This window comes from Gudongella oleilytica (assembly GCF_004101785.1).
Lineage (GTDB): Bacteria > Bacillota > Clostridia > Tissierellales > Tissierellaceae > Gudongella > Gudongella oleilytica.
Genome location: NZ_CP035130.1, coordinates 1,103,528 through 1,128,292, shown reverse-complemented (window position 1 = coordinate 1,128,292; position 24,765 = coordinate 1,103,528). Strand labels below are relative to the sequence as shown.

The following is a 24,765-nucleotide window of genomic DNA, read 5'->3' as shown; positions in this document are numbered from 1 at the left end:
CACGTGCGGTAGATCCGCAGGCTCCAGGTTGTCTTCGTCAGATGTAAGGGTCAACTCTCACCATTCGCTGACTCTCTTTACCTCATTGATCTGATTACTGGTTCCTATCCTTGCCATTATCTGTAATTGCTCATATTATATGATATTAAAAGGATTTGTGTCAATAGATTAATCTGCGAGTCCGACCAATTGAGCGATTAAGGTTTTTCTCCTTTCAACCAGCTCATCGATCCTAAGCATATAGCCATTTATATCCTTGGGATTTGGGACTCTCTCTATAGCTCCTGTATTCTCATTGTAAATCTTTGACACCGAACCCATTCCGGCTGCAATTATTGACTGTTTCTCCTCCATAATTGCTACATTATAAACGCATATATTTTGTGGTCTGCTGTAGCCAATGTTCTCATAATTGCCTAATATCTGTTTCTGTCTGTATAGATAATAAGGGGTCAATCCAATCTCAGCTGCGAACTCACTGGTCAACTTGAGCATTTCTCCAATTTTTTCTGTCCCAAATTCCATAGAAGTATCATATCCATCCATAAGTCTTGAGCCTTTCTTCATTGAAAGGGTGTGAACAGTTAAGTTATCAGGCTTTAACCCCTTTATTTTCTCAAGTGTCTGCCGTACTTCATCAGGTCCTTCGCCTGGTAAACCTACTATCAAATCCATATTCACTACGCTTATTCCTATCTCTTTGGCAAGACTGTAAGATTCAATAATTTGATCAGGGGTATGATCTCTGCCGATCAGTTTGAGAGTATTCAAATTCATTGTCTGAGGATTGATACTGATGCGATCTACTCCATATTTTTTTAGGAGCATAAGATACTCTTGATCAATTGTATCAGGTCTGCCTGCTTCAACAGTTAGCTCATATGATGAATCGAATATCTTTCTAAGTTGACTTAGTAACTTCTCCATAAGGTACTTTGGAAGAGCAGTTGGGGTCCCACCACCAATATAAACTGAATCAAGCCTCCAACCATGCATTATTTCGTGGATGCTGCTTATCTCTTTTATTAGGGTTTCAATGTATGGATCCATTTGGTTGCGGAAATTTATAGAAGAAACAGAGGGAAAAGAACAATAAACGCATCTAGTAGGACAAAAGGGTATCCCAATGTAGATACTGTAGGTCTTTCCCTTGAATGAATCAACTAATGGTGCTTGAATAGAACAGATTTTTAAGGCAAGCTCTGCCTTGTCATTGTCAATCAAGTAACCTTTTGTAAGTATCTCTACAATTTCATCGCTTGTTGCACCATTTTCTCTTAAAGCCGCAGAAACTTTTACCGGCCTTATACCTGTTAATATACCCCAGGGCAATAATTTATGGGTCAAGTTGCTGAGCAACCTGTAATATGCCCTTTTTGCGGCAATTCTGCAAGCGGCTTCATGATCACGCAGAATATCTATCTCTTTAGTTGTGGCAGTAAAACTCACTGAATCATGAGCCAGACCACCGGAACTTGCCTGAAAGTTCCCATTCTCAAGCTCAAGACAAAGGTATGAAGCATACTCTTCAACTGATTTTGCTTCTATAAATTGTTCTCTGGGCATAAAAGCTCTTGCTAACTCAAAGAGGTCGTTGTATTTAACTTTATCAGTCTTATTTATGATCCCTATCATTCTTTTATCTCTACTTAGTTCCTAAGAAACGGATTCTTTTGTCTTTCATAGCCTATTGAAGATTCAGGTCCATGTCCAGGGTAAACAATAGTATCATCTGGAAGCCTAAGGAGCTTATTTTTGATGCTTCTTATTATAGTGTCGAAATCACCGCCATAAAGGTCTGTTCTGCCAATAGAGCCTTTAAATAGTGTATCGCCCGTAAAAAGATTCCCTCCACCATAGAGGCAGATCCCCCCAAGCGTGTGGCCTGGGGTATGGATAGTAATAAGCTTTTCATCACCTATAGTAATTTCATCTCCATCTGTAAGGAGCAAGTCTGGCTCAAAGCATACCTCGCCCATTGCCATTGAACTTGACATATTGAGTGCACTGCTTTTAACCATCTCCAGGTCCGCTTTATGAACCAAAACAGGAACAGATAGGGATCTTTTTAATTCCATGACTCCTCCTATGTGATCTCCATGGCCATGGGTTAGAATGATTGACTTGATTTCAGCTCCAATTTTATTTATCTCAGAAAGTATATGTTCAACATCTCCGCCTGGATCCACAACAATTGCCTCACTCTTGTCCGAGGAGGCAACTATATAGCAGTTAGCGGCATATATCCCAGCCTGTAACCTCTTAATTATCATTTTCTCACCCTCTAAAATTGCTTTTTACTATCTAAAAGTATAGTTACTGGTCCATCATTTACATAATCAACCATCATGTGAGCTCCAAATATTCCCTTATCTATCCTAATTCCGATCCCCTGAATTATACTAATAAATTGATTGTATAGTTCTTCACCTTTGTCAGGATCTGCAGAATCAGAGAAACTTGGTCTTTTGCCCTTCCTTACATCTCCGTATAATGTAAACTGAGAAATTGCAAGTATTTCTCCTCTGATATCCTGAACGGAAAGATTCATTTTCCCATTTTCGTCTTCAAAAATTCTTAGCCCGGAAACCTTATCGGCCATATACTCGATGTCAGATACTGCATCTTCCTTGCCTACCCCAAGATATACCAGCAATCCTTTGCCAACTCTTCCTACCATCTTATCGTCTACTCTTACTTCAGCACTACTTACTCTTTGAACTACTGCCCGCATATATGTCCTCCTTAAGCTGTTACTCTATATACATCGAAGACGTTCCCAATCCTTCTGAGCCTTTTCATCAGCTCATTTAGCTGCTCCTTATCATGTATTTCAAGGGTCATATTTATCATAACGGATTTGTCCTTATTGGTTCTGGCATTAAGCGATAGCAAACCAACATCTGCATCGTTGACCCTTAAAGCTATCTCTGCCAGCAAGCCGGGTCTATCTGTGGCCTTAACCTGGATCTCAGCACTATATGACGACTTCTTCTCTATGTCCCAGCTTACCTCTATAGATCTCTCCTCCTGTCCTTCCAGTATAGTTGAAAGATTAGGACAGTCTGTACGGTGAATTGAAACTCCCCTGCCTCTTGTTATAAAGCCGACAATGTCATCACCTGGAACTGGATTGCAGCATTTCGAAAACTTTATCTTTACATTATCGATATCCTTTACCACTATTCCATGAGTTGGTCTTGGCTTTGACTTATTTTGGGACTTTTGAATTTTCGACTCAACTATTTCTTTTTCGCTGGGCTTGAAGTGTTCACTATAAATTTCCTTTAATTTGCTGATCACCTGGTTTATAGTTATACTTCCATAACCAATCGAAGCATAAAGGTCCTCTATGGAGCTTATACTTACCTTTCCAGCCACATTTTTAAGCCATTCGTCAACAAGAATGTCAGATGGTCTATATCCTAACCGTTTGATTTCCTTCTCAAGTGCATCCTTGCCCTTGGCAATGTTAAGATCACGTTCCTGTAGCTTGAACCATTGTTTGATTTTTGTCTTTGCCTGATTGCTCTTTACAAGCTTTAGCCAGTCTCTGCTGGGCCCGCTGCTGTTTGCACTTGTTATAACCTCAACAATATTCCCGTTCTTGAGCTTATAATTAAGCGGAACTATCCTATTGTCGACCTTAGCTCCCACACATTTGTTTCCTACATCGGTATGGACTCTATATGCAAAATCTATTGGTGTTGAACCATCAGGCAGGTTAATGACATCTCCCTTTGGAGTAAACACAAATACCTCGTCAGTAAAGAAATCAATTTTAAGGGTTTCCATAAATTCCTTTGGATCGTTAAGGTCCGTCTGCCACTCAAGAAGCTGTCTGAGCCAGGTCAGCTTGTCATCAAAATTGTTTCCTTTAGCGTAGCCCTCTTTGTATTTCCAGTGAGCAGCAATACCATATTCCGCAGTTCTATGCATTTCGTAGGTCCTGATCTGGACCTCAAAAATCTCACCCTTGTTACCTATTACAGTTGTATGCAATGACTGATACATATTAGGCTTGGGCATTGCTACGTAATCCTTGAAACGTCCAGGCAATGGCTTCCACAGAGTGTGCACAATTCCAAGGGCTCCATAACAGTCCTTAATGTTGTCAACAAGTATCCTGACTGCGGTTAAATCGTATATCTGTTCAAAGGCCTTTCCCTGGTACATCATCTTTTTGTAGATACTATAAAAATTCTTTGGTCTTCCGCTTATTTCACACTTGATACTCATCTCACCGAGCTTCTCATACAGCTCATCGATGATCTTTTTAATAAAAGCCTCTCTTTCAAGCCTTTTCTTAGAAACCTTCTCTACCAAGCTATAATAGTTTTCAGGATCAAGATATCTTAATGACAGATCCTCCAACTCCCACTTGATCTTAGAAATACCAAGTCTGTGAGCTATAGGTGCATATATCTCAAGAGTCTCAATAGCTTTTTCTTTCTTTTTTTCATCTGTCATATACTCCAATGTCCTCATATTGTGAAGTCTGTCAGCAAGCTTAACTATAATCACTCGAATGTCCTTGGCCATTGCGATTACCATTTTTCTCAGATTCTCAGCCTGATTCTCCTGCTTAGTTTTGTACTGAAGCTTCTTCAATTTAGTTACACCATCGACAAGGTCAGCTACCTCTTCTCCGAACTCTTCCCTTACCTTGTCATAAGAGATATTGGTATCCTCAATTACGTCATGAAGTAATCCTGCAATTATTGTAGCTGTATCCATATTTAAGTCAGCAAGAAGAAGAGCTACCTGGAAAGGATGGACGAAATATTTTTCGCCCGAGTTTCTTACCTGGCTCTCATGTGCAGCCTCTGCAAAGTTATAAGCCTTGATGATTAGCTGCATATCAGCATTTGGATTATACTGTTCAATCCTAAGGAGTAAATTCTCCAACATAGTAACACCTTCTCGCTATTTCTTAAATCTATAACTGTCAATTACAAATTGTATGCTTTTCCTTCCCATATAGTCATTTACAGAAGGATAATATACTATATCCATACAGATCGAATTTCTCTGTCCAGCCAAAGCATTTTCAACTTCTTGTTTGCCAAATGAATCCATCGCTCCGGACACCCACATCTCTGGATCACTAAATACCACCCCTTCCAGTTTTTCTGTATGGTCCTTACCAATTATTAGCTTGAGTACATTTGAATTCTTACCAAGAATTGCTGCTTTATGGATCTTAAGACCCTTAAACCCAAACAAAGGCTTAGGATTACCTTTGCCAAAGGGCTCCAGCTTTTCAATTTCACTTAAAAGATTCCAGTCGAATTTTCCCGGATCCATCTGCATTTCAATGTATATCTTTGGTGTTAGGTCATCTTCTGTCAATCTGCTGTTTCTATTAAGCAATTCTCTTAGTTGTTCCAAGTTTGCATCCTTTAAGCTAAGCCCAGCAGCCATTGGATGCCCACCAAACCTTTCAAGAAGATGACTTACCTTATTGAGTTCATCAAAAATATGGTATCCCTCAATTGACCTTGCAGAACCTTTTATACCTTCTTTACCCCTGGTCAGAACTATTGTAGGTCTATTATACTTCTCTTTTACCCTGCCTGCAACAATGCCTGCGACGCTTTCATGTATATGAGGATCAAATGCAACTATAACACTTTGATTACCCAACTGAGACTCAATAAGATTTTCTACCCGCTCTACGCCATCCCTGGTAAGAGACTGTCTTTCCTCGTTAAGCTCCCTCAGTTTAATAGCTATAGCCATAGCTTCATCACTTCTCGAGCTAAGAAGGAGTTCAAGGCCTAAAATCGCACTATCAAGTCTTCCAGAAGCATTAAGGCTAGGTCCAATTATAAAACCGACATGGTATACTCCCAGCTTTTTGCCGGTTAGTCCACTGGCTGACAAAAGTGCCTTCAGCCCAATATTTTGGCAATTATTCAGTTTTTCAAGACCTCTTGCTGCGATTATTCTGTTCTCTCCAACCAGATCAACAACATCACATATAGTTGCCAGCGCAGCTATCTCCAATGAATCATCGTCAAGAGCATTCAATCCAAATCTCTCAAGTAAATGGATAGAAAGCTTTAATGCAATACCTGCACCACAAAGCATCTTTTCTGGATAAAGACAATCCTCTTGTTTGGGATTAACGATCGCATCAGCTGGAGGAATAGCCTCGGGTATATCATGGTGGTCGGTTATTATTACACGCATACCCATTTCTTTAGCCAGTTTTGTCTGACTGAAAGCAGAGATGCCATTGTCAACAGTAACTATTGTGTCGATGCCTTGTGCTTTTGCCTCGAGAACCAGAAACTGGTTGATTCCGTAACCATCCTGGATCCTGTCAGGTATAACATAATCTACGTCAGCACCAGCTCTATACAAAGCCTTATAAAGTATATATACTGAGGAGATCCCATCAACGTCGTAGTCTCCAATGATCCTGATACGTTTCCCGTGTTCAATACAATCCTGCAAAATATCTCCGGATATTATTATATCCTTCATTAATTCAGGCTTATGCATTCTATCAAGCCTGGGATCAAGGAATTGATCGATATCATTCTTATCAATAATTCCTCGGTTCGCAAGAAGTATGGCTAATTCCCTGGAAATATTATTTTCACTGGCAATTCTATTAACGTCTGCATGAAGCCCCTTGATGAACCATTTACTCATTTTTTCACTCCATATAAAGAAAGAATTTAGATAATTTTATCTAAATTCTATCATCATATACTATCAATTACCAGAAAAATCATTGTTTTGACTGTTGCCTTCATGGAGTTTCTCTCCCCTTGAATACAACAGCTTGAGTTGATCTTCTTTTGTTTTAACGAGAGCTTCCAGTTGGTTTTTCTCGCTTGTAAGTACATTTATCTGCCTGTTAAGATCCTTCGCTTCTTTCTTATGCCTCATTTCTCTGGCCATTCCGAATAATACGGCAATCGCTGAACCAAGCAGCACACTAATAAATATTACTATCGCCTGAGACAGCTGGACTTTTACAAATAAAAAGTCGATTTCCACAACATCCCCATTACTAAGTGCAAAGATACCGATTATTATTGCCAGAATCAATATAAAAATCAAATTCTTTTGCATAATATCCCTCCATATAATCTTTATGCTTATTTTTACCCATTAACCGTTAGTCTTCAACCTTTTGAGTGAATATAGTATTGGCGTAGCTATAAAAAGTGAGGAATACGTTCCCGAAACCATACCTATAAACAATGGAAGTGCCAAAACCTTTACATCCTCAACTCCCACTATATAAAGAATTGTAACTGCCATTAATGTAGTCAGTGTCGTAAATAGAGTTCTTCTTAGTGACAGCTTAATGCTGTTATTTATTACCTCTCCAAACCCTAACTTTGGGTAGATCTTTGACTCTTCCCGTATCCTGTCGAATATTACGATTGTATCATTTATCGAATAACCAACTATTGTCAGGATAGCAGCAATAAACGAGCTGTTTACTGGAAGTCTCAATACAGAGTATACCGCAAAAGTAACCAATACGTCATGGACCAGAGCAATAACTGCGGCAACACCAAATTTGAATTGAAATCTGAAGGATATATAAGCAAGCATTAATACAGAAGCTATAATAACTGAAAATATGGCTCTATCTCTGATTTCCTTCCCCATGAAAGGGCCGAATTTTTGTGTTTGAAAGTTACTCCCATCCATTCCATATACTTCGACAAATTGGCTTACGATCTCTGTTGTATCCTTGTTGCTTAAATCCTTTGAACTCCTTATTATCAACTCTGATTTTTCCGGCCCTGAGTGTATTATGCTGGCATTCTCATCATAAACGCTTACGATCTCTCTGGCTTGCTCCACAGAAACAAATTTCCCTACCTCCAGCTGTAGCATTGTTCCGCCTGTAAAATCAATTCCATAGTTCAAACCGTTTACTGCAAACATTATAAGTCCGACTGCTATAACTGCTAAAGAGATTGCATAGAATAATTTATAATTTTTAATCACATTCATAATAGCAACCCCCTATACACCGTAAAGTTTTAAATTCTTGCCGCCAGTGATCACTGCCATTAGTCTAAGAACATATTTAGTGAAGAACACTGCTGTTATCATAGATGCAACTATTCCAATGGTTAAAGTTACCCCAAAGCCTTTGATTGGACCTGTTCCATAAAAATATAAAACAGCCCCTGCTATCAATGTTGTTATATTTGAATCAAGGATCGATCGTAGAGCTCTTTTAAACCCGGCATCAATTGATACTCTTACAGTTTTCCCCACAAGTATCTCTTCTCTGATCCTCTCAAATATCAGTATATTAGCGTCTACAGCCATACCTATCGATAAAACCAGACCTGCTATTCCAGGAAGAGTTAGCTTTGCTCCAATCAATATCATAGCCCCTACCACTAAAAGCACGTAAATAGTCAGTGCTAGTGATGCAACAAAGCCCGGAACACGATATACCAGCAACATAAAGGCAAAAATAACTGCAATTACAATCCCGCCTGCGAGTATACTCTTTTCAAACGCCTCTAATCCAAGCGTAGGACCAATTACTGAGGTTTGAAGCTCTACCATCTCAACTGGAAGGGCACCAGCCCTTATTAGGTTGGAAAGATCATTGGCTTCATCCAGTGTATACATACCTGTTATTACAGGTTTTCCATCTATAATAGGCTCCAGAACCATAGGATTTGATATAATTTCACCATCTAGTACAATATAAATAATTTTGTCCAATGTCTCTGTTTTTGCAGCAAGCACCGAAGTGGCTTCAAAGAACGACTGTCTACCTTCCTCATTTAGCTCAAGGGATACAACAGGTTCGTTTACGCCATATTCATTTGGTTGAAACAGAACTTGTGAGTTGATTACATTTTTTCCAGTGATAACAGTATCGCCAGCCGGAGTTTTGAATTCAAGCAATGCAGTTTTTCCTATAAGATCAATTGCCTCATCGGGAGCCTGAACCCCGGCAAGTTCAACCCTTATTCTATTTTCACCCTCAATCGCTATATTTGGCTCAGAAACTCCCAAGCCATCTACACGCTTCCCAATTATCGCTTTAGTTTCTTCCATCATTTGCGCTAGTTCATCACCGGTCGCTTCGGTATTGGCTTCGAGGACCACATATACACCTCCGGCCAAATCAAGTCCCAACTCAATTGAATCCTTTGCACTTCGTATGGTCTTGTCACCAAGCACTAAACCATTCATCCCAATATAGCTTGCAAATATTACAATGATAATTATAGCAGCAACGATTGAAATACTCCTCGTCCTCATCCTATTCCTCCTCGCTGAGGCTTGCCATAACCGACAATGCACATTCAATCCTTTTCTTTTCCATCTCACAGCCAATCTCGTATGGTTTTAAAATATCGCCATTCGCATAGTGGGCATTTGCATGGCATCCACCGCTGCAGTAGAACCTGGCCCAACACTCTCTGCATTCTTTTTTTGTGTATACATTAGCGCTTTTGAAGCGTTCTCTAAGACCGGTATTGGATATGCCTGAATCAAGATTTCCAAGTAAAAACTCCTTCTCACCGACGAATTGGTGGCAAGGGTAAATCTCTCCTTCGGGTGTCACTGCAATATACTCACTTCCTGCACCGCACCCTACTGCTCTTTTAATTATGCATGGGCCTTGGTCCAGATCGATCATAAAATGAAAAAACATAAAGTCGGGATCGTTTCTCTTGAGTTCTATATACTGCTTGGAAAAATCCTCATATTCCTTAAGCACTTCATTCAAATGTTCAGTTCTTAGAGCATAGTCCATCTCATCTGGTGCTACGACCGGTTCAATAGATATCTTCTTAAAACCATTTTTGTAGAATTCAAGAGCATCCTTACCAAAATCGGTGTTATTGCTGGTAAATGTACCTCTGACATAGTAATCCTTATCTCCTCTCAATTCAACCATTCGCTTGATTCGAGGAAAGATAACGTCATAGCTTCCTTCACCTGAAATAGTAAGCCTCATATTATCATTTACTTGCTTTCTGCCATCAAGACTCAGAACAACATTTTCCATATTATTATTTATAAAATCCATCTTGTCTTCATCAAGGAGAACTCCGTTAGTGGTTATCGTAAATCTGAAGTTTTTGTGATAGATACCTTCAAGCTCTCTGCCATAAGCGACCAGATCTTTAACAACCTGAAAATTCATTAGTGGTTCCCCGCCAAAGAAATCAACCTCCAGGTTTCTCCTCTTTCCTGAGTTCTTTGCCAGGAACTCAAGAGCTTTTTTCCCCGTCTCGAAGCTCATAATTGATCTCTCACCTTTAAAATTACCCTGGGAAGCGAAGCAATACTTGCATTTTAAATTACAATCATGAGCGACGTGCAAGCACATTGCTTTAATAATGTTTTCCTTGTTATAATCCAGTATGTCTGGATCAGATTCCTTTGAATATAGTATATCACTATCGACCAAATACTGGATTTCATCATACGCCTCGATTATTCTTTCAGTAACAAACCGATCAGACAGATTTTCAATGACTTCTTCGATATTTTGAAGGCCATTTTCATCAAGAATATTGTAAACCAGTTCGTCAATTATATGCACAGCACCGCTGTTAACGTCAAGGACCATGTAATTATCATTTAGAAAAAACTTATGTATAAGCTGTGACAACTGTAAACCCCCTTAATTTTTCTCAAATAAAAAGCAGTGGATAATCCACTACCCCTTATTTCACTACTTGTTTTCGCACTTCTGGTTTCCAACTGTACATGACGTTTTACATGCAGATTGGCATGATGTCTGGCACTCTCCGCATCCGCCATAAATAAGACTATCCTTAAGTCTGATTTTAGTTAGTGTCTTGATATGCTTCATATGTTTCCTCCTGTTTGAAAGAATATACTTTAATGTAGCAATTATACCACATACAAGATGCATAATAAAGGAATTTTTAGTACATAAAAAAGAAAGAACTTCCATCTCTGGAAGTCATTCTCATTATTCTTCTGTGGTCTCTTCTTCCTGTTTATTGCTTTTTGAACCATTTGCTTTTACAACAGAACCAACTGCCCATCTTGTTATATCCAGCTTCGTTTTGGCAGATCCGATTTCAAGAGTGACATAATCATCCTTTAACTTGATAATTTTGCCCATGATGCCACCTATTGTGATTACTTCGTCTCCAACACGAAGGCTGCTTCTCATTTCTTTGATCTCTTTTTCCTTCTTTTTCTGAGGTCTAATAGCGAAAAAGTAGAAAATCACCAGCAAGCCTATTGGGAGAATAAATGCTTGTAATTGCTCCATTAATCAATCACTCCTTTTCTATAATCTATTATACATGAAAATCGTTAAAAATCACTCCAATAATTGTGTATAACCGTATTTTTTATAGAACTCATCTTTTAATTCAAGCAATCTGTCTTCCTTGATAGCCTCTCGAATCCTCTCCATAAGCTTTATTAAAAAATATAGATTGTGGATCGTTGTTAGCCTCAATGCAAGTATTTCATCCACGTTAAATAAATGCCTTATATAAGCTCTAGTATAATTTCTGCATGTATAGCAGTCACACTCCGGATCAAGAGGAGTAAAATCACGAGAATATTTCCCATTCCTAATTACAACCTTACCATGGCTTGTCATTGCAGTTCCATTTCTGGCAATCCTAGTGGGCAATACACAATCTGCCATGTCAATTCCCCTAATTACTGCTTCAAAGAGATAATCAGGACTCCCAACACCCATAAGGTATCTAGGTTTGTCCCTGGGCAACAAGGGCGTAGTGTAATCCAATACCTCACACATCACATCCATAGGCTCGCCAACACTTAGTCCACCCACTGCATAGCCGCAAAAATCCATTTCAACCAAGTCTTTAGCACTTTGCTCCCGCAGATCTCTAAACATGCCCACTTGAACTATGCCAAAAAGGGCCTGAGTGTTCCAATCCTTATGGTGTTCCTTGCATCTCTTCGCCCATCTTGTAGTCCTCTCCATTGATTGCTTAGCATACTCATAATCAGCAGGGTAGGGAACACATTCATCGAAGCACATCATAATGTCTGATCCTAATGCATTTTGAATATCTATGGATGTCTCAGGACTAATAAAGTGTTTTGAACCGTCTATATGAGATCTAAACTCGACGCCCTCTTCTTTGATCTTACGAAGCTCTCCAAGGCTAAATACCTGAAAACCACCACTATCCGTGAGTATCGGTCCATTCCAGTTCATGAACCTGTGGAGCCCTCCAGCCTCTTTAACCAGGTCATGCCCTGGTTTGAGATATAAATGATATGTGTTGGACAATATTATTTTAGCTCCCAGATCCTTTACTTCCTCTGGCGTCATTGTCTTAACTGTAGCTCTTGTTCCTACAGGCATAAAAACAGGCGTTTCGATTTCTCCATGAGGAGTAACGATTCTTCCGAGCCTTGCTTTGGTTTCCTTTGATTCCTTTATCAATTCATATTTAATTGCCATCAGATTCCTCCATCACTTTATCAACATGGCATCGCCAAAGCTGAAAAATCTATATCTTTCTTTGATTGCTTCGTTATATGCAGTCAACATCAATTCTTTTGAACTGAATGCACTTACCAGCATGAGCAAGGTTGATTCTGGAAGGTGGAAATTAGTTAGCATAACGTCCACAGCCTTAAACTTATAGCCTGGATATATAAATATATCAGTCCATCCACTTGAGGGTTTTATCATTCCATTCTCATCCGCAGCAGTCTCCAGTGTCCTGGTACTTGTAGTACCTACAGCAATTATCTTTGAACCCCTAAGCTTGGCTCTATTTATTTCCTCTGCTGTTTCGTGACTGATGTCGTAATACTCTGAGTGCATAATATGCTCATTAATATCCTCTACCTTGACTGGTCTGAAGGTACCTAACCCAACATGCAAGGTCAGATACAGAGTATGCACACCCTTATCCCGAATTTTGTCGAGAAGTATTTTATCAAAATGCAATCCTGCGGTAGGGGCAGCTGCCGACCCATTATTTTTTGAATAAACCGTCTGATATCTTTCAGAGTTCTCCAGTCTTTCAGTGATGTATGGCGGGAGCGGCATCTCGCCCAGTTTATCAAGCACCTCTTCGAATATCCCCTCAAATTTGAATTCTATGAATCTCGTTCCATCCTCCCCAATACCTTTCACAATGCCTGTAAGAAGTCCATCCCCATATTCTATTCTCCCACCAGGTTTCATTTTTTTTCCAGGTCTAACAAGGCACTCCCATATTCTTCCGGATACTCTCTTAAGCAAAAGTGTCTCTATTTTTTCTTCCTTCCCAGGTCTGTTCCCAAATAATCTTGCAGGTATAACCCTGGAGTCATTCATAACCAGAACATCACCTGAATTTAGCTCATCCAATAACTCAGAAAATATTTTATGATTCATTTCACCGGTTTTTCTGTCCAAAATCAATAACCTTGAGGATGTCCTGTTTTCCAATGGATGCTGAGCAATCAGCTCCTTCGGTAGATCATAATAAAAATCGCTAGTTTTCATTCTCTACTTCCTATCTATAAAATATAGTTAATTCAATGTTCCTGTAATAGTGCTTCAATATTTCTTCAAATGTATATCCTTGTTTTGCCATTTCGATGGCACCGTATTGACTCATTCCCACCCCGTGGCCAAATCCTTTGCCAGTTATCAGGTATTCATCATCCATTACAGTTTCGACATTCTTAATGCCAAATGTTTTTATGCCTGAAACCCCCATAGCAGTTATGGCGGAAATATTTGTGGTTTCGCCATTTTTGCCAATAACTGAAAAACCCCTTTTGGTTACTTCAAGCTCAGATTTCCTTCTGGAATCAGTAGCATATAATACACCCGAGTTATAAACTGCTTCATCTCCGATGTAAAATAGAGTGCTCTTGAAAGTTATCGCTCCCATTAAAGTCCTAAATTGAGCCCCAGTTAATTCAACGGAATCCCGTGATCCGATGATCTCCATTAATGTAACTCTACCTGACTCAGATCTTTCCTTAATCGAAATTCCTTCTACTCTTCCTATGTCATATCCTTCAGCTTTCAATTTATCCTCTATCTCATGTGCAGCCAATACTACTGACCACGATGAGTTGGGTCCGTTTGTAGAAAAAGGATCATTCACAGCTCTTAAGTATGGTATAGCAGTTGCCCAAACCTTCTCACTGTTTTCGGTATGGCCTCCTGAGGAGGAATGGTATACGGTATTTGCCGGTAGTCCATTGTAGGTTGCTACAAGGCCAAACGTATCGTCTACTGCCATATTGGTATTTGGATGTTCACCATCCAAGCCTCCATATGCTTGGCAATGGGTAGTATCACACAAGTTATAGCCTTCAGCAGCATGCTTTTTCAGACTATTGTATACAAAGCTTCTTGCAGCAACAGCCTGGGCTTTTAATGCCTCCTCAGAGCTTAAAGGCGGAATCTCTTTGGGTACCACGCCATATAAGTAGCTTTCCACGTCCACATGATTAATCAGGATCAGTCCTGATGTACCGGATATAAAACCTATATAACCTCTGTACGAAATCCCAGCAGTCGAAATTGAACCCTCCTCTGGGCCAAGAACAAGAGAGCCATCAGCAGGGATAGTAGTAATATAGTTGTTGGAAGCATCAAAAATATCAAGACTCCTTGAATCAGTAAAGCTAATGCTGACATATATCCGATTTGAATCAATATTCATCAGTTTGGATTCCTTATCCCCTTTATTTACCAGACTAAACCCGCCTCTTGAGCTAAGTAAGACCCGGTCGAGGATAGCATAGGTTTTGCCGACTCTAACATCTATAAAATCTGCATCTTTTGCTAAAGCATATGAATCAGGCATTGCGAATAATAACCCAATGACCAATAATACTGCAGAAATAAATCTTCTCATGATATTTTCCTCCCGGATCAACCTTCCAAGTCTCTGGTATAAGGTCTGTTGAAATGATTATATGCCTTCTCAGTTGCAACCCTTCCTCTTGGGGTCCTTATCAAAAATCCAATTTGTAAAAGATAAGGTTCATATACATCTTCAATGGTACCGCGTTCCTCTCCGGTCGAGGCTGCTATGGTATCGATGCCAACAGGCCCTCCCCTGAAATTGTCTATCATAGAAAGAATCAACTTTCTATCGACTGCGTCCAGCCCCAATCTGTCCACCTCTAAGACTTCAAGTCCACGCTTTGCAATCTCCTCAGTGATTATCCCGTCCTCAACGACCTGGGCATAATCCCTGACTCGCTTCAATAATCTATTAGCTATCCGAGGTGTTCCTCTTGATCTTTTGGCAATTTCATACGCTCCCATTGGATCAATTTCAATACCCAGGATTCGGGAGGATCTTGTTACTATCTCTGTCAAGCTTTCAATATCATACAGGTCAAGATTCAACATTACACCAAATCTGTCCCTCAAGGGAGAAGTCAATAGGCCCGCTCTTGTTGTGGCGCCAATTAGAGTGAATTTAGAAAGATCCAGCCTTACTGATCTTGCTGATGGTCCCTTACCAATTATTATATCGAGCGCAAAATCCTCCATAGCAGGATAAAGGACCTCCTCTACCGTCCTGTTTATCCTATGTATCTCATCAATAAATAATACATCATCATCCGATAGGTTCGTAAGTATACTAGCAAGGTCACCAGGTCTTTCAATAGCTGGTCCTGAAGTAACCCTTATATTTACACCCATTTCGTTGGCGATTATATTGGCAAGAGTCGTTTTACCTAATCCCGGGGGCCCATAAAGCAGTACGTGGTCTAAAGATTCACTTCTCCCTTTTGCTGCTTGGATAAAAATGCCCAGTTTCTCCTTAGCCTTTTCCTGGCCTATATATTCATTTAACCACTTCGGTCTCAATGTAGCCTCATTTTCTATATCATCCATATTCATATGTCTTGCTACTATCCTATCTCTCACATCATCCATCTTACATTCTCCTTAAAATGAAAGTTTTCTCAAGCCAGCTTTGATAATATCCTCAACGATCATATCATCAGTTTCTATAGTCCTAAGAACCTTCTCAACCTCATATCTGGAATATCCCAGAGACGTAAGAGCTTCTACAGCCTCTTCGTATTCGCTGTTAAAGGCAGCTTCGACAATATCCAAATCATCATAAGCCTTATATGCGATCTTATCCTTCAGCTCAAGCACTATTCTCTCGGCAGTCTTTCTTCCCACACCCTGACCCTTGCACAAAGCGTTTAAATCCTTAGTTAGTATAGCTCTTTGAAGCTGGCCCGGATTAAGAGCAGACAGTATACCGCATGCTACCTTTGGGCCAACCTTCGAAACTGTTAGCAGCAGCTTGAAGGCATCCATTTCTTCGGAGGTAGTAAATCCGAAGAGAAACATTCCATCCTCTCTAACTATCAGGTTAGTGTGCAGCTTTTGAGCTTCAGTGGTTCTTGAGGAATCAAGTATTGAGTTGGTTGATGTATTTATTTTGTAGCCAATACCATTGTTCTCAACTATTAAGTAATCTTCTCCAATGTGCTCTACTTTCCCAATTATGTAGTCGATCATTATAAATCACCTGTCCCAATTATTTCATTATAAACGAATCCTTGAACTTAAGAGAGCTTCCATGACATATGGCTACTGCCAAGGCATCTGCAGCATCATCGGGCTTTGGTATATCTTTCAGATTAAGAAGTATCTTAACCATTTCCTGGACTTGATGTTTTTCGGCCCTTCCATACCCTACGACTGCCTGTTTGATCTGAAGTGGCGTGTACTCGTATACGCCAATGTTGTGATCGACAGCGGCCAGTATTTCTACTCCTCTTGCATGTCCAACCCTTATAGCTGTCTTGACATTTTTATTGAAGAAGAGCTCTTCAATTGCCATATCCTCCGGTTTGAAAAATTTGATGATCTCCGAAAGCTCTTTATATACAGCCTGGAGCCTTAAAGGAAACATTACATCTGCACTGGTTTCTATAGTGCCATGTTCTACCGCTTTGTAGCTATTACCTATACATTCAATAATACCATATCCAACAGTGGCTATCCCGGGATCAACACCAATTATTATCATAAGCTTCTCCTTTTTACATACCTTGACTTCTATATTGTAACATATACAGGCATAGAATCAGAAATACATTTTAAAACCCTCTGACGATGAAGCCAGAGGGCATTTTGCGATTAAAATCTATGAATAATTACCTATATCTTTTTAAGACTCGGTCATTTAATCCATTCCAATATGCGTCTTTATATAGTCTCATGCCGTTTCTATTTATAATTTTTACTACTTCCATGTAGATATTTGACAGTTCATCCAGCGTCAATAGTGAATCATCCTCAGCAATATGAGTATATTCATCGCTATAGTTTATTGTAAGCTGCTTGTCGAGATACTTATTAAGGCTGTAAACCTTCGCTCGAATTATCTTATCACAGTATTGCTCAATCAGATTTATTATATGTCCACTTTCCTCCTCCTGTTGTTCCAGTGAAGAAAATACCTCCTCCTTGAAGGCCTCCACATTGTCCGGTCCACTCTCGAAATGAAACAAATATTTCTGATAATATAATTCATTGATAGGGTAAGTCTTTACAGTCAAATCTTCAAGTTTATTAGCTTCTTTAATGTTTATGAAACCATCCTTATACCCCTCAAGATAAAGAAGCAGCTCAAGCCTGTTAATATCTTCATGGAGAAGCTCTCCAAGATTTAAGGCTATAAGCTGATTTCCTCTTCTTTCCTTCAGTATTCTGGTTATACTGTTCTTCAAGAATTTAATGGAAACATATTTGGGGAAAATATTTCTGATATTGTCTTCAATGTCGTAAAGATTCAAAAGGATATGTATGCTGTTTAAGTCATTTTTAAAGAGAAAGTTATGCTTCAAACCCTCGTAAAGGTCGCAAAATGTGTCATTAGTCAAAGCCATACAGCAAATCCCCCCTTTGATGTTCCAATAAAAGATGTGTATAATCATTATACTATAAAACTTTGACCATTTGTATATTAGTTTGTAACCATTTTGTTATAATATTTTAACATATAGAAGGATCAGCACAATGGCTGATCCCATGAGTATCTATAGCAGGAATATCCCTTCCTCTTCACATCTTTTTATCTCTTCTTCAGACCAAATAGAGGCCTGAACCTGTCCTATATGCTTTGCTTGAAGGAAATACATGCAAATCCTGGATTGTCCTATACCTCCTCCTACCGTGTAAGGCAACTCTCCAGCCAATAATTTATTATGATATTCCAGAGCTTTCCTATCCTCGGTACCTGAAATCCTGAGTTGCTTTTCCAAAGCCTCTTCATCAACTCTTATTCCCATGCTTGAAAGCTCAATGGAATCCTGCAATGCAGGGTTCCAAAAAATGATGTCGCCATTCAATGACCAATCATCGTAATCCGGTGCCCTGTTGTCATGTGGCAATCCAGACTTTAGCTTTTCCCCAATTTGTGTTAGAAAAACAGCCCCATACTCCTTTGCTATCAGATGTTCTCTTCTCTTCGGCGACTCATCCGGATATCTATCCTCCAGCTCCTGACTGGATATAAAGGTAATTTTTCCCGGAAGCTTTTTAAATAGCCTGGATGGATAAAGCCCGTTAATAAAGTCCTCCGTAGCTTTAAAAGCCTCATAAATCCTTTCAACTGTGTCTACCAATGTTTCATAGGTTCTGTCCTCTTTGAGGATAATTCTTTCCCAATCCCACTGGTCGACATAAATTGAATGCAAGCTATCAACATATTCATCAGGCCTTATTGCATTCATATCTGTATAAAGCCCTTCACCAGGCTTAAATTCGTACCATTTAAGTGCCATCCTTTTCCACTTTGCAAGAGACTGAACTATTTCGACATCGAGATCGTGCTTTGTTATCCTGAAGGCTACCGCCTTCTCAACACCGTTTAAATTGTCATTTAACCCTGTCTCAGGTCTTACGAATAATGGGGCGGATACCCTCGTCAGATTTAACTGCTCTGCCAGTTTTCTCTCGAAAAAGTCTTTGATCTGCTTGATGCCAACTTGTGCTTCCCTGGGTGTAAAACCGTTTACCATCATCACAATTATCACTCCTTATTTAAATTAAAAAACCCTTCATCCTATAAAAGGACGAAGGGTAAGTTCGCGGTACCACCTTAATTAGCCATTAAGCTCTCTCTTATCCGTACAGATTTTAATCGATACGTCATAGCTGATAACGGGCTATACCGTCTGAGCCTACTTGTTAATACGTTCGGTCAGATACTCAGGGCTGTTCTTCCTCCAAGCTTTCGTACCAGGATCCCACCATTCCCAGCTCTCTTAGACTACGTTCTTAAAGTACTCGTCCCCTCACTGTACTGTATTAAATATATGCAAATTATATTAAGTATAGCAAAAGTTGTCAAGAAAAAATTTAAAACTCTAAAGCAAAAGCTCTATAAATGTCCTCAGAATAGTTTTGTATCGCATCCAGAATGAAATAGGTGATTTTAAGATTTATTGAAACCGCAAAATCAAGATCGTTCTTCATACCAGTCTTAAGTGAATATTCGTCGACTACATCCATAATATAATTTTTAATGGCTATTCTCATGTTTAGAAGGCTCTCGTCACTAAAATTCAAGTCATCTACAGTAATGACATTCTTTTTAAAGCTATGACTGGATGCAAAATCATTGAGCTTAGATTCATATCTCACGTGTTTGATCATTGAGTCCGCAAAAGTCCATCTCCTTGCGTGTGGCAAGCAAACATAATCGGATAAGTAATGCGATATTATCCCAATGCTTTTACTAAGGATATTTACTGCAATTGGATCCTTTATCTTTCTTAGATCCACAAAACGGCTAATAAAAATTATCTTCATAATTTCTAAAGCTATATAGTTGAGACTTTCGTCCTGATAATGCCTTATCAGCTTGTATTTTGGGACAATATCAGGTGCTACTGAGCCCCATAAAAGCTTATCCTTATTAAGTTTGAAATCATAAATTTTATATATATCTTCATATACCTGGGAGGCAATGATTCTATGAGTATCAGCGAATATTTCAAACACTCCCTTGCAAGAATATTTCAACTTTCTTGATAATATAACAATAAGCTTCACATGTCAACCTTTGAAATATATTATTAATGTAATATTGATAATATTTAAGATTTTCAGTGTATTTTTCTGATGAACTTCTCATAAACGCCATAATTTTCATGGCTGAACAGCACAAATGTTACTTCCTCAATGGAAGAAGAAATCTTTGAAAAATCTATCAATGCTTCAAATGCAATCTCAACAGCTTCATCAATTGGATATCCATACGCCCCAGTTGAAATTGATGGGAATGCAATTGTTTTTATTCCGTATTCATCAGCCAATTTTAATGAATTGAAATAAGCATTATATAGAAGCCTCTTATCTAAATAGGGATTGTTGCCATAAACTGGGCCTACGGTATGTATGACATATCTGCAGGGCAGATTTCCAGCAGTGGTAATGCGAGCTTCACCTGTAGGACAACCCGAATGCTTTTTGCATTGCTCGAGAATAGTTGGTCCACCTCGTCTATGGATAGCACCATCTACACCTCCGCCTCCTAAAAGTGTGTTGTTAGCTGCATTAACTATTGCATCGGTTTTCTCCTCAGTAATATCGCCAAGCTTGATTTTGACACGTACATTATTTAGCACCATGATACCCCTCCTCGTTTATGATCCCAATTTCATCACTATGTTACGTATTTCAAATTGCCTCGGTCAATCGCATCCAGAATGATTTTATGTTACAATATTTCTATAACATCAGGGCGAGGTAATTTCTGTGTATGAGCTTTTAACATTATCTATTTTTATTTTAATATTAGCTGTTTTTGTTGCAACAGGTCAATCATTAATAATTGCGTGATAAATTGCGTTATCACTGGGATTGCTTATTTTTGTAATATACGCATTTATTAAAGGAAACAACCCTAAAAGGATCGGCTCAATGATTCTTAATGGAGTAAAGAGCGCCAAGACAATACTCATTGTCTTTGGTTTGATAGGTATCTTGACGGCGCTTTGGAGAGCAGGAGGTACTATTCCCTTTCTAATCTACCATTCTATAAGATTCATACGGCCGGATTTTTTTGTTTTGTATGCCTTTATTTTATGTTCAATGGTTTCTATTCTAACAGGTACATCCTTCGGTACAGCCAGCACAATGGGAGTTGTGTGTATGTCTATAGGGCTTGCACTTGGAATAGATCCATTCTTAACTGGTGGCGCCATACTCTCAGGAGTATTTTTCGGTGACAGATGTTCTGCTATTTCCTCAAGTGCACTACTGGTTAGCGAGCTTACGCAAACGAACCTTTTCATCAACATAAAGAATATGCTGAAAACAACTATGGTTCCATTACTTATTACAATGATAGTCTATGCTGTCACAGGTCACATAAACTCAACCACGGTCGTTTCGTCAGAATCAGTCTTCATATATAGCGACAGCTTTAACCTATATTGGTGGGTCTCCATACCTGCAGCTCTCGTAATACTATTATCTCTATTTAAGTTCAAGGTTAAGCGAACTTTGATCATAAGCATTATCGCTAGTGTTTTTGTTTGTATTTATGCCCAAAAAATCTCCGTACCAGAAATAATATCCATAGCAATAATGGGATATGAGGCTGAGAATCCAACACTTGGTCCTATAATAAATGGAGGTGGATTAGTTTCCATGGTGAGATCAGCTTCCATTGTTGGCATTTCCTCTTCATACTTTGGTATATTCAGAAACACGGAAATTCTTTTGGAAATAAAAAGATGGATCAGGAACCTGTCACTTCGCACCACAAGTTTCTTTGCCATCTTTCTTTCATCAATTTTAATGAGTGCTGTTAGCTGTAATCAAACCCTTGCTACAATGCTGACTTTCGAACTGAATGATGACCTTGTACCAGACAGATACAAGTTAGCCATCTACCTTGAGAATACAGTCATTGTTATTGCCCCGCTTATTCCCTGGAGTATTGCTGGTGCCTTCCCTCTAACAACGGTTGGAGCTCCTGCTTCGAGTATTCTTTATGCGGTATATCTCTATATATTGCCTTTATACGGATTGTTGACTGAAAGAGACAAACCTAATTCTTAGTATTTTGATTCTATTAATTTTATGGTATCATAGATTTTTTGATTTATGGGAGTGGGAACATTATGCTTTCTTCCATATTCGATAACAGTTCCGGCAAACATTTCCACTTCAGATTTTATCCTGTGAAGGCCATCATATCTCATGGAGGGCATCCCCCTGGGGTTTAGAGAGTCAACAAGACCAACATAGAACTCGAGATCCTTTTCACTGACCCTAATGCCTTCCTTCTCGGCAAGAGCTATTACTTCTCTCATAGCTTTGATCATCATATCTCTTTCCGGTCCTTCTTTTTGTATTGTCTCAAAGGTTCCTTCATGCATCATGATTACTTGATTAACACCTACATTCAGCATAAATTTACTCCATAGTCTGTGCATCACATCCTTTTCGACTTTATACGGGAATTCTGTTCTTTCGAAAAGTCTTATGAGGTCATTCAATCTATTCCTCTTATTTTCATCCTCTTTATCGGTTCCTATGAATACATAACCCATATTGATGTAATTTAGAGATCTTTCAGTTCTAATGGGATCCATCCCTTCAGCAGTCGCAAATAAGATTTTATCCATACCAAAAGCCTCACCTAAAATCTTCTCACTTGATATTCCATTCATAAGAGAAATTATAGTTGTAGATTCATCAACACTTTTTCTAACTGTTTCAATGGCACTTTCCAGGCTAGTTGACTTTACTGCAAATATGATCAATTGAGACTTGCTAACACCTTCTCCAGAAACCACTTTGAAGTCGTAACTCTTGCCATTTATGATTCTGTGCCCATAATCTGTAATTTGGGCTCTTTCTTTATCAATAATAAATTCAACATAGTCACTGCCTAGCTTATCATAAAGAAAGCTACCGAAGATGAGGCCAAGTGAACCCATCCCAACTATTGAAACCCTTGTTATTTCCATTCATAATCACTCCTTCTAACCAAAATCATATTAAGTATGTTTATATCATTTACCATCAATTTGTGAATCTATTAAACTATAAAATGCTGAAAATATTCTCAATAACTCTCCAGACCAGTAGCTCAGAATTATAGATTATGTAATTCCTAAGATCCGAACAACTTGAATCTTAAAAATGCAAACCGATTCATTTAGACATCAAAAAATAAATATAGTTAGGAAAATCCGAACATGAAAAAAGCCTTGAAAAATCAAGGTTTTTTATCTTGGTGTACCCAGAGGGATTCGAACCCCCGGCCTACTGGTTCGTAGCCAGTTACTCTATCCAGCTGAGCTATGGGTACATAGCATATTGGAGCGGGTGAAGGGAATCGAACCCTCGCAACCAGCTTGGAAGGCTGGGGCTCTACCACTGAGCTACACCCGCATTTAAAAAAATGAAGAAACATCTTTCTTCATTCAAGTTCATTTGGAGCGGAAGACGAGATTCGAACTCGCGACCCTCGCCTTGGCAAGGCGATGCTCTACCACTGAGCCACTCCCGCATATTTATTAAGTTTATTTGGTGGAGGAGAGTGGATTTGAACCACTGAAAGCTTAGCTAACGGATTTACAGTCCGTCCCCTTTGGCCACTCGGGAACTCCTCCATATCTATTCCCTTGCTATGCATCAATACTAAAGGACACCTAACGATTTCCTATGGAGTACTTCAATGGAGCTGGCGAGAGGACTTGAACCCCCAACCTACTGATTACAAGTCAGTTGCTCTGCCGATTGAGCTACGCCAGCTTAAGCAATTGACAATTACATAATTGACAGTTGACAATTAAATAATTATCCTTAAAATGTTTGTTATGTTTCAATTTTCAATTGTCAATTGTACACTGTCAATTGAAAATTGGCGACCTGGAAGGGACTCGAACCCTCGACCTCCAGCGTGACAGGCTGGCATTCTAACCAACTGAACTACCAGGCCAATGGTAGTTAATAGCTAATAGCTAATAGTGAATAGTGATTTTGGTCTATCTCTTAAGCTTTGTGTTTATCACTCTTACTTATTCACTGTTACTTATTCACTTGAAATTAGTGGTGGGCACAACAGGGCTCGAACCTGTGACCCCCTGCTTGTAAGGCAGGTGCTCTCCCAACTGAGCTATGCGCCCACTAATGGTGACCCTACCGGGACTCGAACCCGGGTTACCGCCGTGAAAGGGCGGTGTCTTAACCGCTTGACCATAGGGCCTTGTTTATTGTTGGAGTGGTGGAGCGGATAATTATGTAGTGGTTGCACCAACCTGGCACTCCGCAATTGATTTCCTACGGAGTAAATTATGGTTGCACCAACCTGGCACTCCGCAATTGATTTCCTACGGAGTAAATTATGGTTGCGGGAGTAGGATTTGAACCTACGACCTCCGGGTTATGAGCCCGACGAGCTACCAGACTGCTCCATCCCGCGACATTTTTACCTACTATTAAATCCCGGCATACTCTGGCTCTCAGGGTGGGACTCGAACCCACAACCTACCGGTTAACAGCCGGTTGCTCCGCCATTGAGCTACCTAAGAATAGAGTCGGCTGCGTTTGCCAAATCATAGATTTGGACTGCGCGACATCTGACCTGCTAAAGCTTACTTCCGTTCGCTATGTTAGGTCATTAGTCTGGCAACTTCCTACTCTCCCAGGTCGTTTCCAACCAAGTACCATCGGCGTTAAGAGGCTTAACTTCTGTGTTCGGTATGGGTACAGGTGTCTCCCTCTTGCTATCGTCACCAGACGAAAACTAAATCTTTCTA

The 24,765-nt window shown here is 39.5% G+C and carries 23 protein-coding genes, 10 tRNA genes, 1 rRNA gene and 2 other annotated features (1 of these 36 running past the window's edge); of the genes, 1 reads left to right on the top strand and 33 read right to left on the bottom strand.

The annotated features are described in order from the left end of the window. Positions 1-120, bottom strand: a binding site (T-box leader) (it extends 70 nt beyond the left edge of the window). Between the two features lie 48 nt (positions 121-168). The 21 genes from hemZ to EC328_RS05125 all read right to left on the bottom strand — a co-directional run bounded on the left by hemZ (position 169) and on the right by EC328_RS05125 (position 20,616). Then, positions 169-1,635, bottom strand: coding sequence for a coproporphyrinogen dehydrogenase HemZ (gene hemZ / locus EC328_RS05225; RefSeq protein WP_128425809.1), 1,467 nt, complete (start codon positions 1,633-1,635; stop codon positions 169-171). Between the two features lie 14 nt (positions 1,636-1,649). Continuing rightward, positions 1,650-2,273 (bottom strand): MBL fold metallo-hydrolase, encoded by a 624-nt coding sequence (locus EC328_RS05220; RefSeq protein WP_128425808.1) that lies wholly within the window; start codon positions 2,271-2,273, stop codon positions 1,650-1,652. A gap of 11 nt (positions 2,274-2,284) precedes the next feature. Continuing rightward, positions 2,285-2,734, bottom strand: coding sequence for a D-aminoacyl-tRNA deacylase (dtd, locus tag EC328_RS05215; protein ID WP_128425807.1), 450 nt, complete (start codon positions 2,732-2,734; stop codon positions 2,285-2,287). 11 nt (positions 2,735-2,745) lie between these two features. Beyond that, positions 2,746-4,911 carry a RelA/SpoT family protein gene (locus EC328_RS05210; RefSeq protein WP_128425806.1) on the bottom strand — a complete coding sequence of 722 codons (2,166 nt, stop codon included), beginning with the start codon at positions 4,909-4,911 and terminating at the stop codon, positions 2,746-2,748. 15 nt (positions 4,912-4,926) lie between these two features. Beyond that, positions 4,927-6,663, bottom strand: a complete 1,737-nt coding sequence (gene recJ / locus EC328_RS05205) for a single-stranded-DNA-specific exonuclease RecJ (RefSeq protein WP_128425805.1) — start codon at positions 6,661-6,663, stop codon at positions 4,927-4,929. Positions 6,664-6,726: 63 nt separating this feature from the next. Continuing rightward, positions 6,727-7,089 carry a LapA family protein gene (locus EC328_RS05200; RefSeq protein ID WP_128425804.1) on the bottom strand — a complete coding sequence of 121 codons (363 nt, stop codon included), beginning with the start codon at positions 7,087-7,089 and terminating at the stop codon, positions 6,727-6,729. Between the two features lie 39 nt (positions 7,090-7,128). Then, positions 7,129-7,989 carry a protein translocase subunit SecF gene (gene secF / locus EC328_RS05195; protein ID WP_128425803.1) on the bottom strand — a complete coding sequence of 287 codons (861 nt, stop codon included), beginning with the start codon at positions 7,987-7,989 and terminating at the stop codon, positions 7,129-7,131. A gap of 12 nt (positions 7,990-8,001) precedes the next feature. Then, entirely contained in the window at positions 8,002-9,267 is a 1,266-nt protein-coding gene (secD, locus tag EC328_RS05190; protein WP_128425802.1) for a protein translocase subunit SecD, read from the bottom strand. Between the two features lies 1 nt (position 9,268). Continuing rightward, positions 9,269-10,630, bottom strand: a complete 1,362-nt coding sequence (scfB, locus tag EC328_RS05185; RefSeq protein ID WP_128425801.1) for a thioether cross-link-forming SCIFF peptide maturase — start codon at positions 10,628-10,630, stop codon at positions 9,269-9,271. Between the two features lie 63 nt (positions 10,631-10,693). Further along, entirely contained in the window at positions 10,694-10,834 is a 141-nt protein-coding gene (gene scfA, locus EC328_RS05180) for a six-cysteine ranthipeptide SCIFF (protein ID WP_128425800.1), read from the bottom strand. 123 nt (positions 10,835-10,957) lie between these two features. Continuing rightward, on the bottom strand, positions 10,958-11,266 hold the full coding sequence (yajC, locus tag EC328_RS05175) for a preprotein translocase subunit YajC (protein ID WP_128425799.1): 309 nt from the start codon (positions 11,264-11,266) through the stop codon (positions 10,958-10,960). Positions 11,267-11,317: 51 nt separating this feature from the next. After that, positions 11,318-12,445: a tRNA guanosine(34) transglycosylase Tgt gene (tgt, locus tag EC328_RS05170; protein ID WP_128425798.1), complete on the bottom strand. Its 1,128-nt coding sequence runs from the start codon at positions 12,443-12,445 to the stop codon at positions 11,318-11,320. Between the two features lie 12 nt (positions 12,446-12,457). Then, positions 12,458-13,483 carry a tRNA preQ1(34) S-adenosylmethionine ribosyltransferase-isomerase QueA gene (queA, locus tag EC328_RS05165; RefSeq protein WP_128425797.1) on the bottom strand — a complete coding sequence of 342 codons (1,026 nt, stop codon included), beginning with the start codon at positions 13,481-13,483 and terminating at the stop codon, positions 12,458-12,460. Between the two features lie 10 nt (positions 13,484-13,493). Next, entirely contained in the window at positions 13,494-14,855 is a 1,362-nt protein-coding gene (locus EC328_RS05160; RefSeq protein WP_128425796.1) for a SpoIID/LytB domain-containing protein, read from the bottom strand. 17 nt (positions 14,856-14,872) lie between these two features. Further along, on the bottom strand, positions 14,873-15,892 hold the full coding sequence (gene ruvB, locus EC328_RS05155; protein ID WP_128425795.1) for a Holliday junction branch migration DNA helicase RuvB: 1,020 nt from the start codon (positions 15,890-15,892) through the stop codon (positions 14,873-14,875). A 12-nt stretch (positions 15,893-15,904) separates the two neighbouring features. Continuing rightward, positions 15,905-16,492, bottom strand: a complete 588-nt coding sequence (gene ruvA, locus EC328_RS05150) for a Holliday junction branch migration protein RuvA (RefSeq protein WP_128425794.1) — start codon at positions 16,490-16,492, stop codon at positions 15,905-15,907. Positions 16,493-16,511: 19 nt separating this feature from the next. Further along, positions 16,512-17,006 carry a crossover junction endodeoxyribonuclease RuvC gene (ruvC, locus tag EC328_RS05145; RefSeq protein ID WP_128425793.1) on the bottom strand — a complete coding sequence of 165 codons (495 nt, stop codon included), beginning with the start codon at positions 17,004-17,006 and terminating at the stop codon, positions 16,512-16,514. A 127-nt stretch (positions 17,007-17,133) separates the two neighbouring features. Next, complete coding sequence (locus EC328_RS05140; RefSeq protein WP_128425792.1) at positions 17,134-17,868, bottom strand: hypothetical protein; 735 nt, start codon at positions 17,866-17,868, stop codon at positions 17,134-17,136. 150 nt (positions 17,869-18,018) lie between these two features. Further along, positions 18,019-19,005: an aspartate--ammonia ligase gene (gene asnA / locus EC328_RS05135; protein WP_128426998.1), complete on the bottom strand. Its 987-nt coding sequence runs from the start codon at positions 19,003-19,005 to the stop codon at positions 18,019-18,021. Between the two features lie 44 nt (positions 19,006-19,049). Next, positions 19,050-19,291, bottom strand: a binding site (T-box leader). Positions 19,292-19,342: 51 nt separating this feature from the next. Continuing rightward, the gene (locus EC328_RS05130; protein WP_164906037.1) at positions 19,343-19,987 is read right to left on the bottom strand and encodes a zinc dependent phospholipase C family protein; all 645 of its coding nucleotides are present in this window, start codon (positions 19,985-19,987) and stop codon (positions 19,343-19,345) included. 104 nt (positions 19,988-20,091) lie between these two features. Then, positions 20,092-20,616, bottom strand: coding sequence for an O-acetyl-ADP-ribose deacetylase (locus tag EC328_RS05125; protein ID WP_128425790.1), 525 nt, complete (start codon positions 20,614-20,616; stop codon positions 20,092-20,094). Between the two features lie 232 nt (positions 20,617-20,848). Between EC328_RS05125 and EC328_RS05120 the strand changes: the two genes are divergently transcribed. Beyond that, entirely contained in the window at positions 20,849-22,054 is a 1,206-nt protein-coding gene (locus tag EC328_RS05120; RefSeq protein WP_240671532.1) for a Na+/H+ antiporter NhaC family protein, read from the top strand. On the opposite strand, the gene EC328_RS05115 is transcribed toward EC328_RS05120, so the two are convergent. The 12 genes from EC328_RS05115 to rrf all read right to left on the bottom strand — a co-directional run bounded on the left by EC328_RS05115 (position 22,051) and on the right by rrf (position 24,746). Then, complete coding sequence (locus EC328_RS05115; RefSeq protein WP_128425788.1) at positions 22,051-22,968, bottom strand: ketopantoate reductase family protein; 918 nt, start codon at positions 22,966-22,968, stop codon at positions 22,051-22,053. The two genes, EC328_RS05120 and EC328_RS05115, sit on opposite strands and share 4 nt — an antisense overlap. Before the next feature lie 267 nt (positions 22,969-23,235). Next, positions 23,236-23,312, bottom strand: a tRNA-Arg gene (locus tag EC328_RS05110). Between the two features lie 9 nt (positions 23,313-23,321). Further along, positions 23,322-23,395: transfer RNA gene (locus EC328_RS05105), tRNA-Gly, on the bottom strand. Between the two features lie 43 nt (positions 23,396-23,438). Continuing rightward, positions 23,439-23,513, bottom strand: a tRNA-Gly gene (locus EC328_RS05100). A gap of 18 nt (positions 23,514-23,531) precedes the next feature. Beyond that, positions 23,532-23,616, bottom strand: a tRNA-Tyr gene (locus EC328_RS05095). Between the two features lie 66 nt (positions 23,617-23,682). Beyond that, positions 23,683-23,758: transfer RNA gene (locus EC328_RS05090), tRNA-Thr, on the bottom strand. A 110-nt stretch (positions 23,759-23,868) separates the two neighbouring features. Continuing rightward, positions 23,869-23,945 (bottom strand) — tRNA-Asp (locus tag EC328_RS05085). A gap of 111 nt (positions 23,946-24,056) precedes the next feature. After that, positions 24,057-24,132, bottom strand: a tRNA-Val gene (locus EC328_RS05080). A 5-nt stretch (positions 24,133-24,137) separates the two neighbouring features. Next, a tRNA-Glu gene (locus EC328_RS05075) sits at positions 24,138-24,212 on the bottom strand. A gap of 139 nt (positions 24,213-24,351) precedes the next feature. Continuing rightward, positions 24,352-24,428 (bottom strand) — tRNA-Met (locus tag EC328_RS05070). A 34-nt stretch (positions 24,429-24,462) separates the two neighbouring features. Continuing rightward, a tRNA-Asn gene (locus tag EC328_RS05065) sits at positions 24,463-24,537 on the bottom strand. Between the two features lie 92 nt (positions 24,538-24,629). Next, positions 24,630-24,746 (bottom strand): 5S ribosomal RNA (gene rrf / locus EC328_RS05060). Positions 24,747-24,765: the final 19 nt, after the last annotated feature.

Bases quoted from the DNA above. Each gene is read 5' to 3' on its own strand.
- EC328_RS05210 (WP_128425806.1), bottom strand. From the start codon at position 4,911: ATGTTGGAGAATTTACTCCTTAGGATTGAACAGTATAATCCAAATGCT.
- secF (WP_128425803.1), bottom strand. From the start codon at position 7,989: ATGAATGTGATTAAAAATTATAAATTATTCTATGCAATCTCTTTAGCA.
- tgt (WP_128425798.1), bottom strand. From the start codon at position 12,445: ATGGCAATTAAATATGAATTGATAAAGGAATCAAAGGAAACCAAAGCA.
- EC328_RS05220 (WP_128425808.1), bottom strand. From the start codon at position 2,273: ATGATAATTAAGAGGTTACAGGCTGGGATATATGCCGCTAACTGCTAT.
- secD (WP_128425802.1), bottom strand. From the start codon at position 9,267: ATGAGGACGAGGAGTATTTCAATCGTTGCTGCTATAATTATCATTGTA.
- scfA (WP_128425800.1), bottom strand. From the start codon at position 10,834: ATGAAGCATATCAAGACACTAACTAAAATCAGACTTAAGGATAGTCTT.
- ruvC (WP_128425793.1), bottom strand. From the start codon at position 17,006: ATGATAATAATTGGTGTTGATCCCGGGATAGCCACTGTTGGATATGGT.
- queA (WP_128425797.1), bottom strand. From the start codon at position 13,483: ATGAAAACTAGCGATTTTTATTATGATCTACCGAAGGAGCTGATTGCT.
- EC328_RS05140 (WP_128425792.1), bottom strand. From the start codon at position 17,868: ATGGCTTTGACTAATGACACATTTTGCGACCTTTACGAGGGTTTGAAG.
- ruvA (WP_128425794.1), bottom strand. From the start codon at position 16,492: ATGATCGACTACATAATTGGGAAAGTAGAGCACATTGGAGAAGATTAC.
- EC328_RS05125 (WP_128425790.1), bottom strand. From the start codon at position 20,616: ATGGTGCTAAATAATGTACGTGTCAAAATCAAGCTTGGCGATATTACT.
- ruvB (WP_128425795.1), bottom strand. From the start codon at position 15,892: ATGGATGATGTGAGAGATAGGATAGTAGCAAGACATATGAATATGGAT.
- EC328_RS05160 (WP_128425796.1), bottom strand. From the start codon at position 14,855: ATGAGAAGATTTATTTCTGCAGTATTATTGGTCATTGGGTTATTATTC.
- EC328_RS05200 (WP_128425804.1), bottom strand. From the start codon at position 7,089: ATGCAAAAGAATTTGATTTTTATATTGATTCTGGCAATAATAATCGGT.
- hemZ (WP_128425809.1), bottom strand. From the start codon at position 1,635: ATGATAGGGATCATAAATAAGACTGATAAAGTTAAATACAACGACCTC.
- EC328_RS05115 (WP_128425788.1), bottom strand. From the start codon at position 22,968: ATGGAAATAACAAGGGTTTCAATAGTTGGGATGGGTTCACTTGGCCTC.
- asnA (WP_128426998.1), bottom strand. From the start codon at position 19,005: ATGATGGTAAACGGTTTTACACCCAGGGAAGCACAAGTTGGCATCAAG.
- recJ (WP_128425805.1), bottom strand. From the start codon at position 6,663: ATGAGTAAATGGTTCATCAAGGGGCTTCATGCAGACGTTAATAGAATT.
- dtd (WP_128425807.1), bottom strand. From the start codon at position 2,734: ATGCGGGCAGTAGTTCAAAGAGTAAGTAGTGCTGAAGTAAGAGTAGAC.
- yajC (WP_128425799.1), bottom strand. From the start codon at position 11,266: ATGGAGCAATTACAAGCATTTATTCTCCCAATAGGCTTGCTGGTGATT.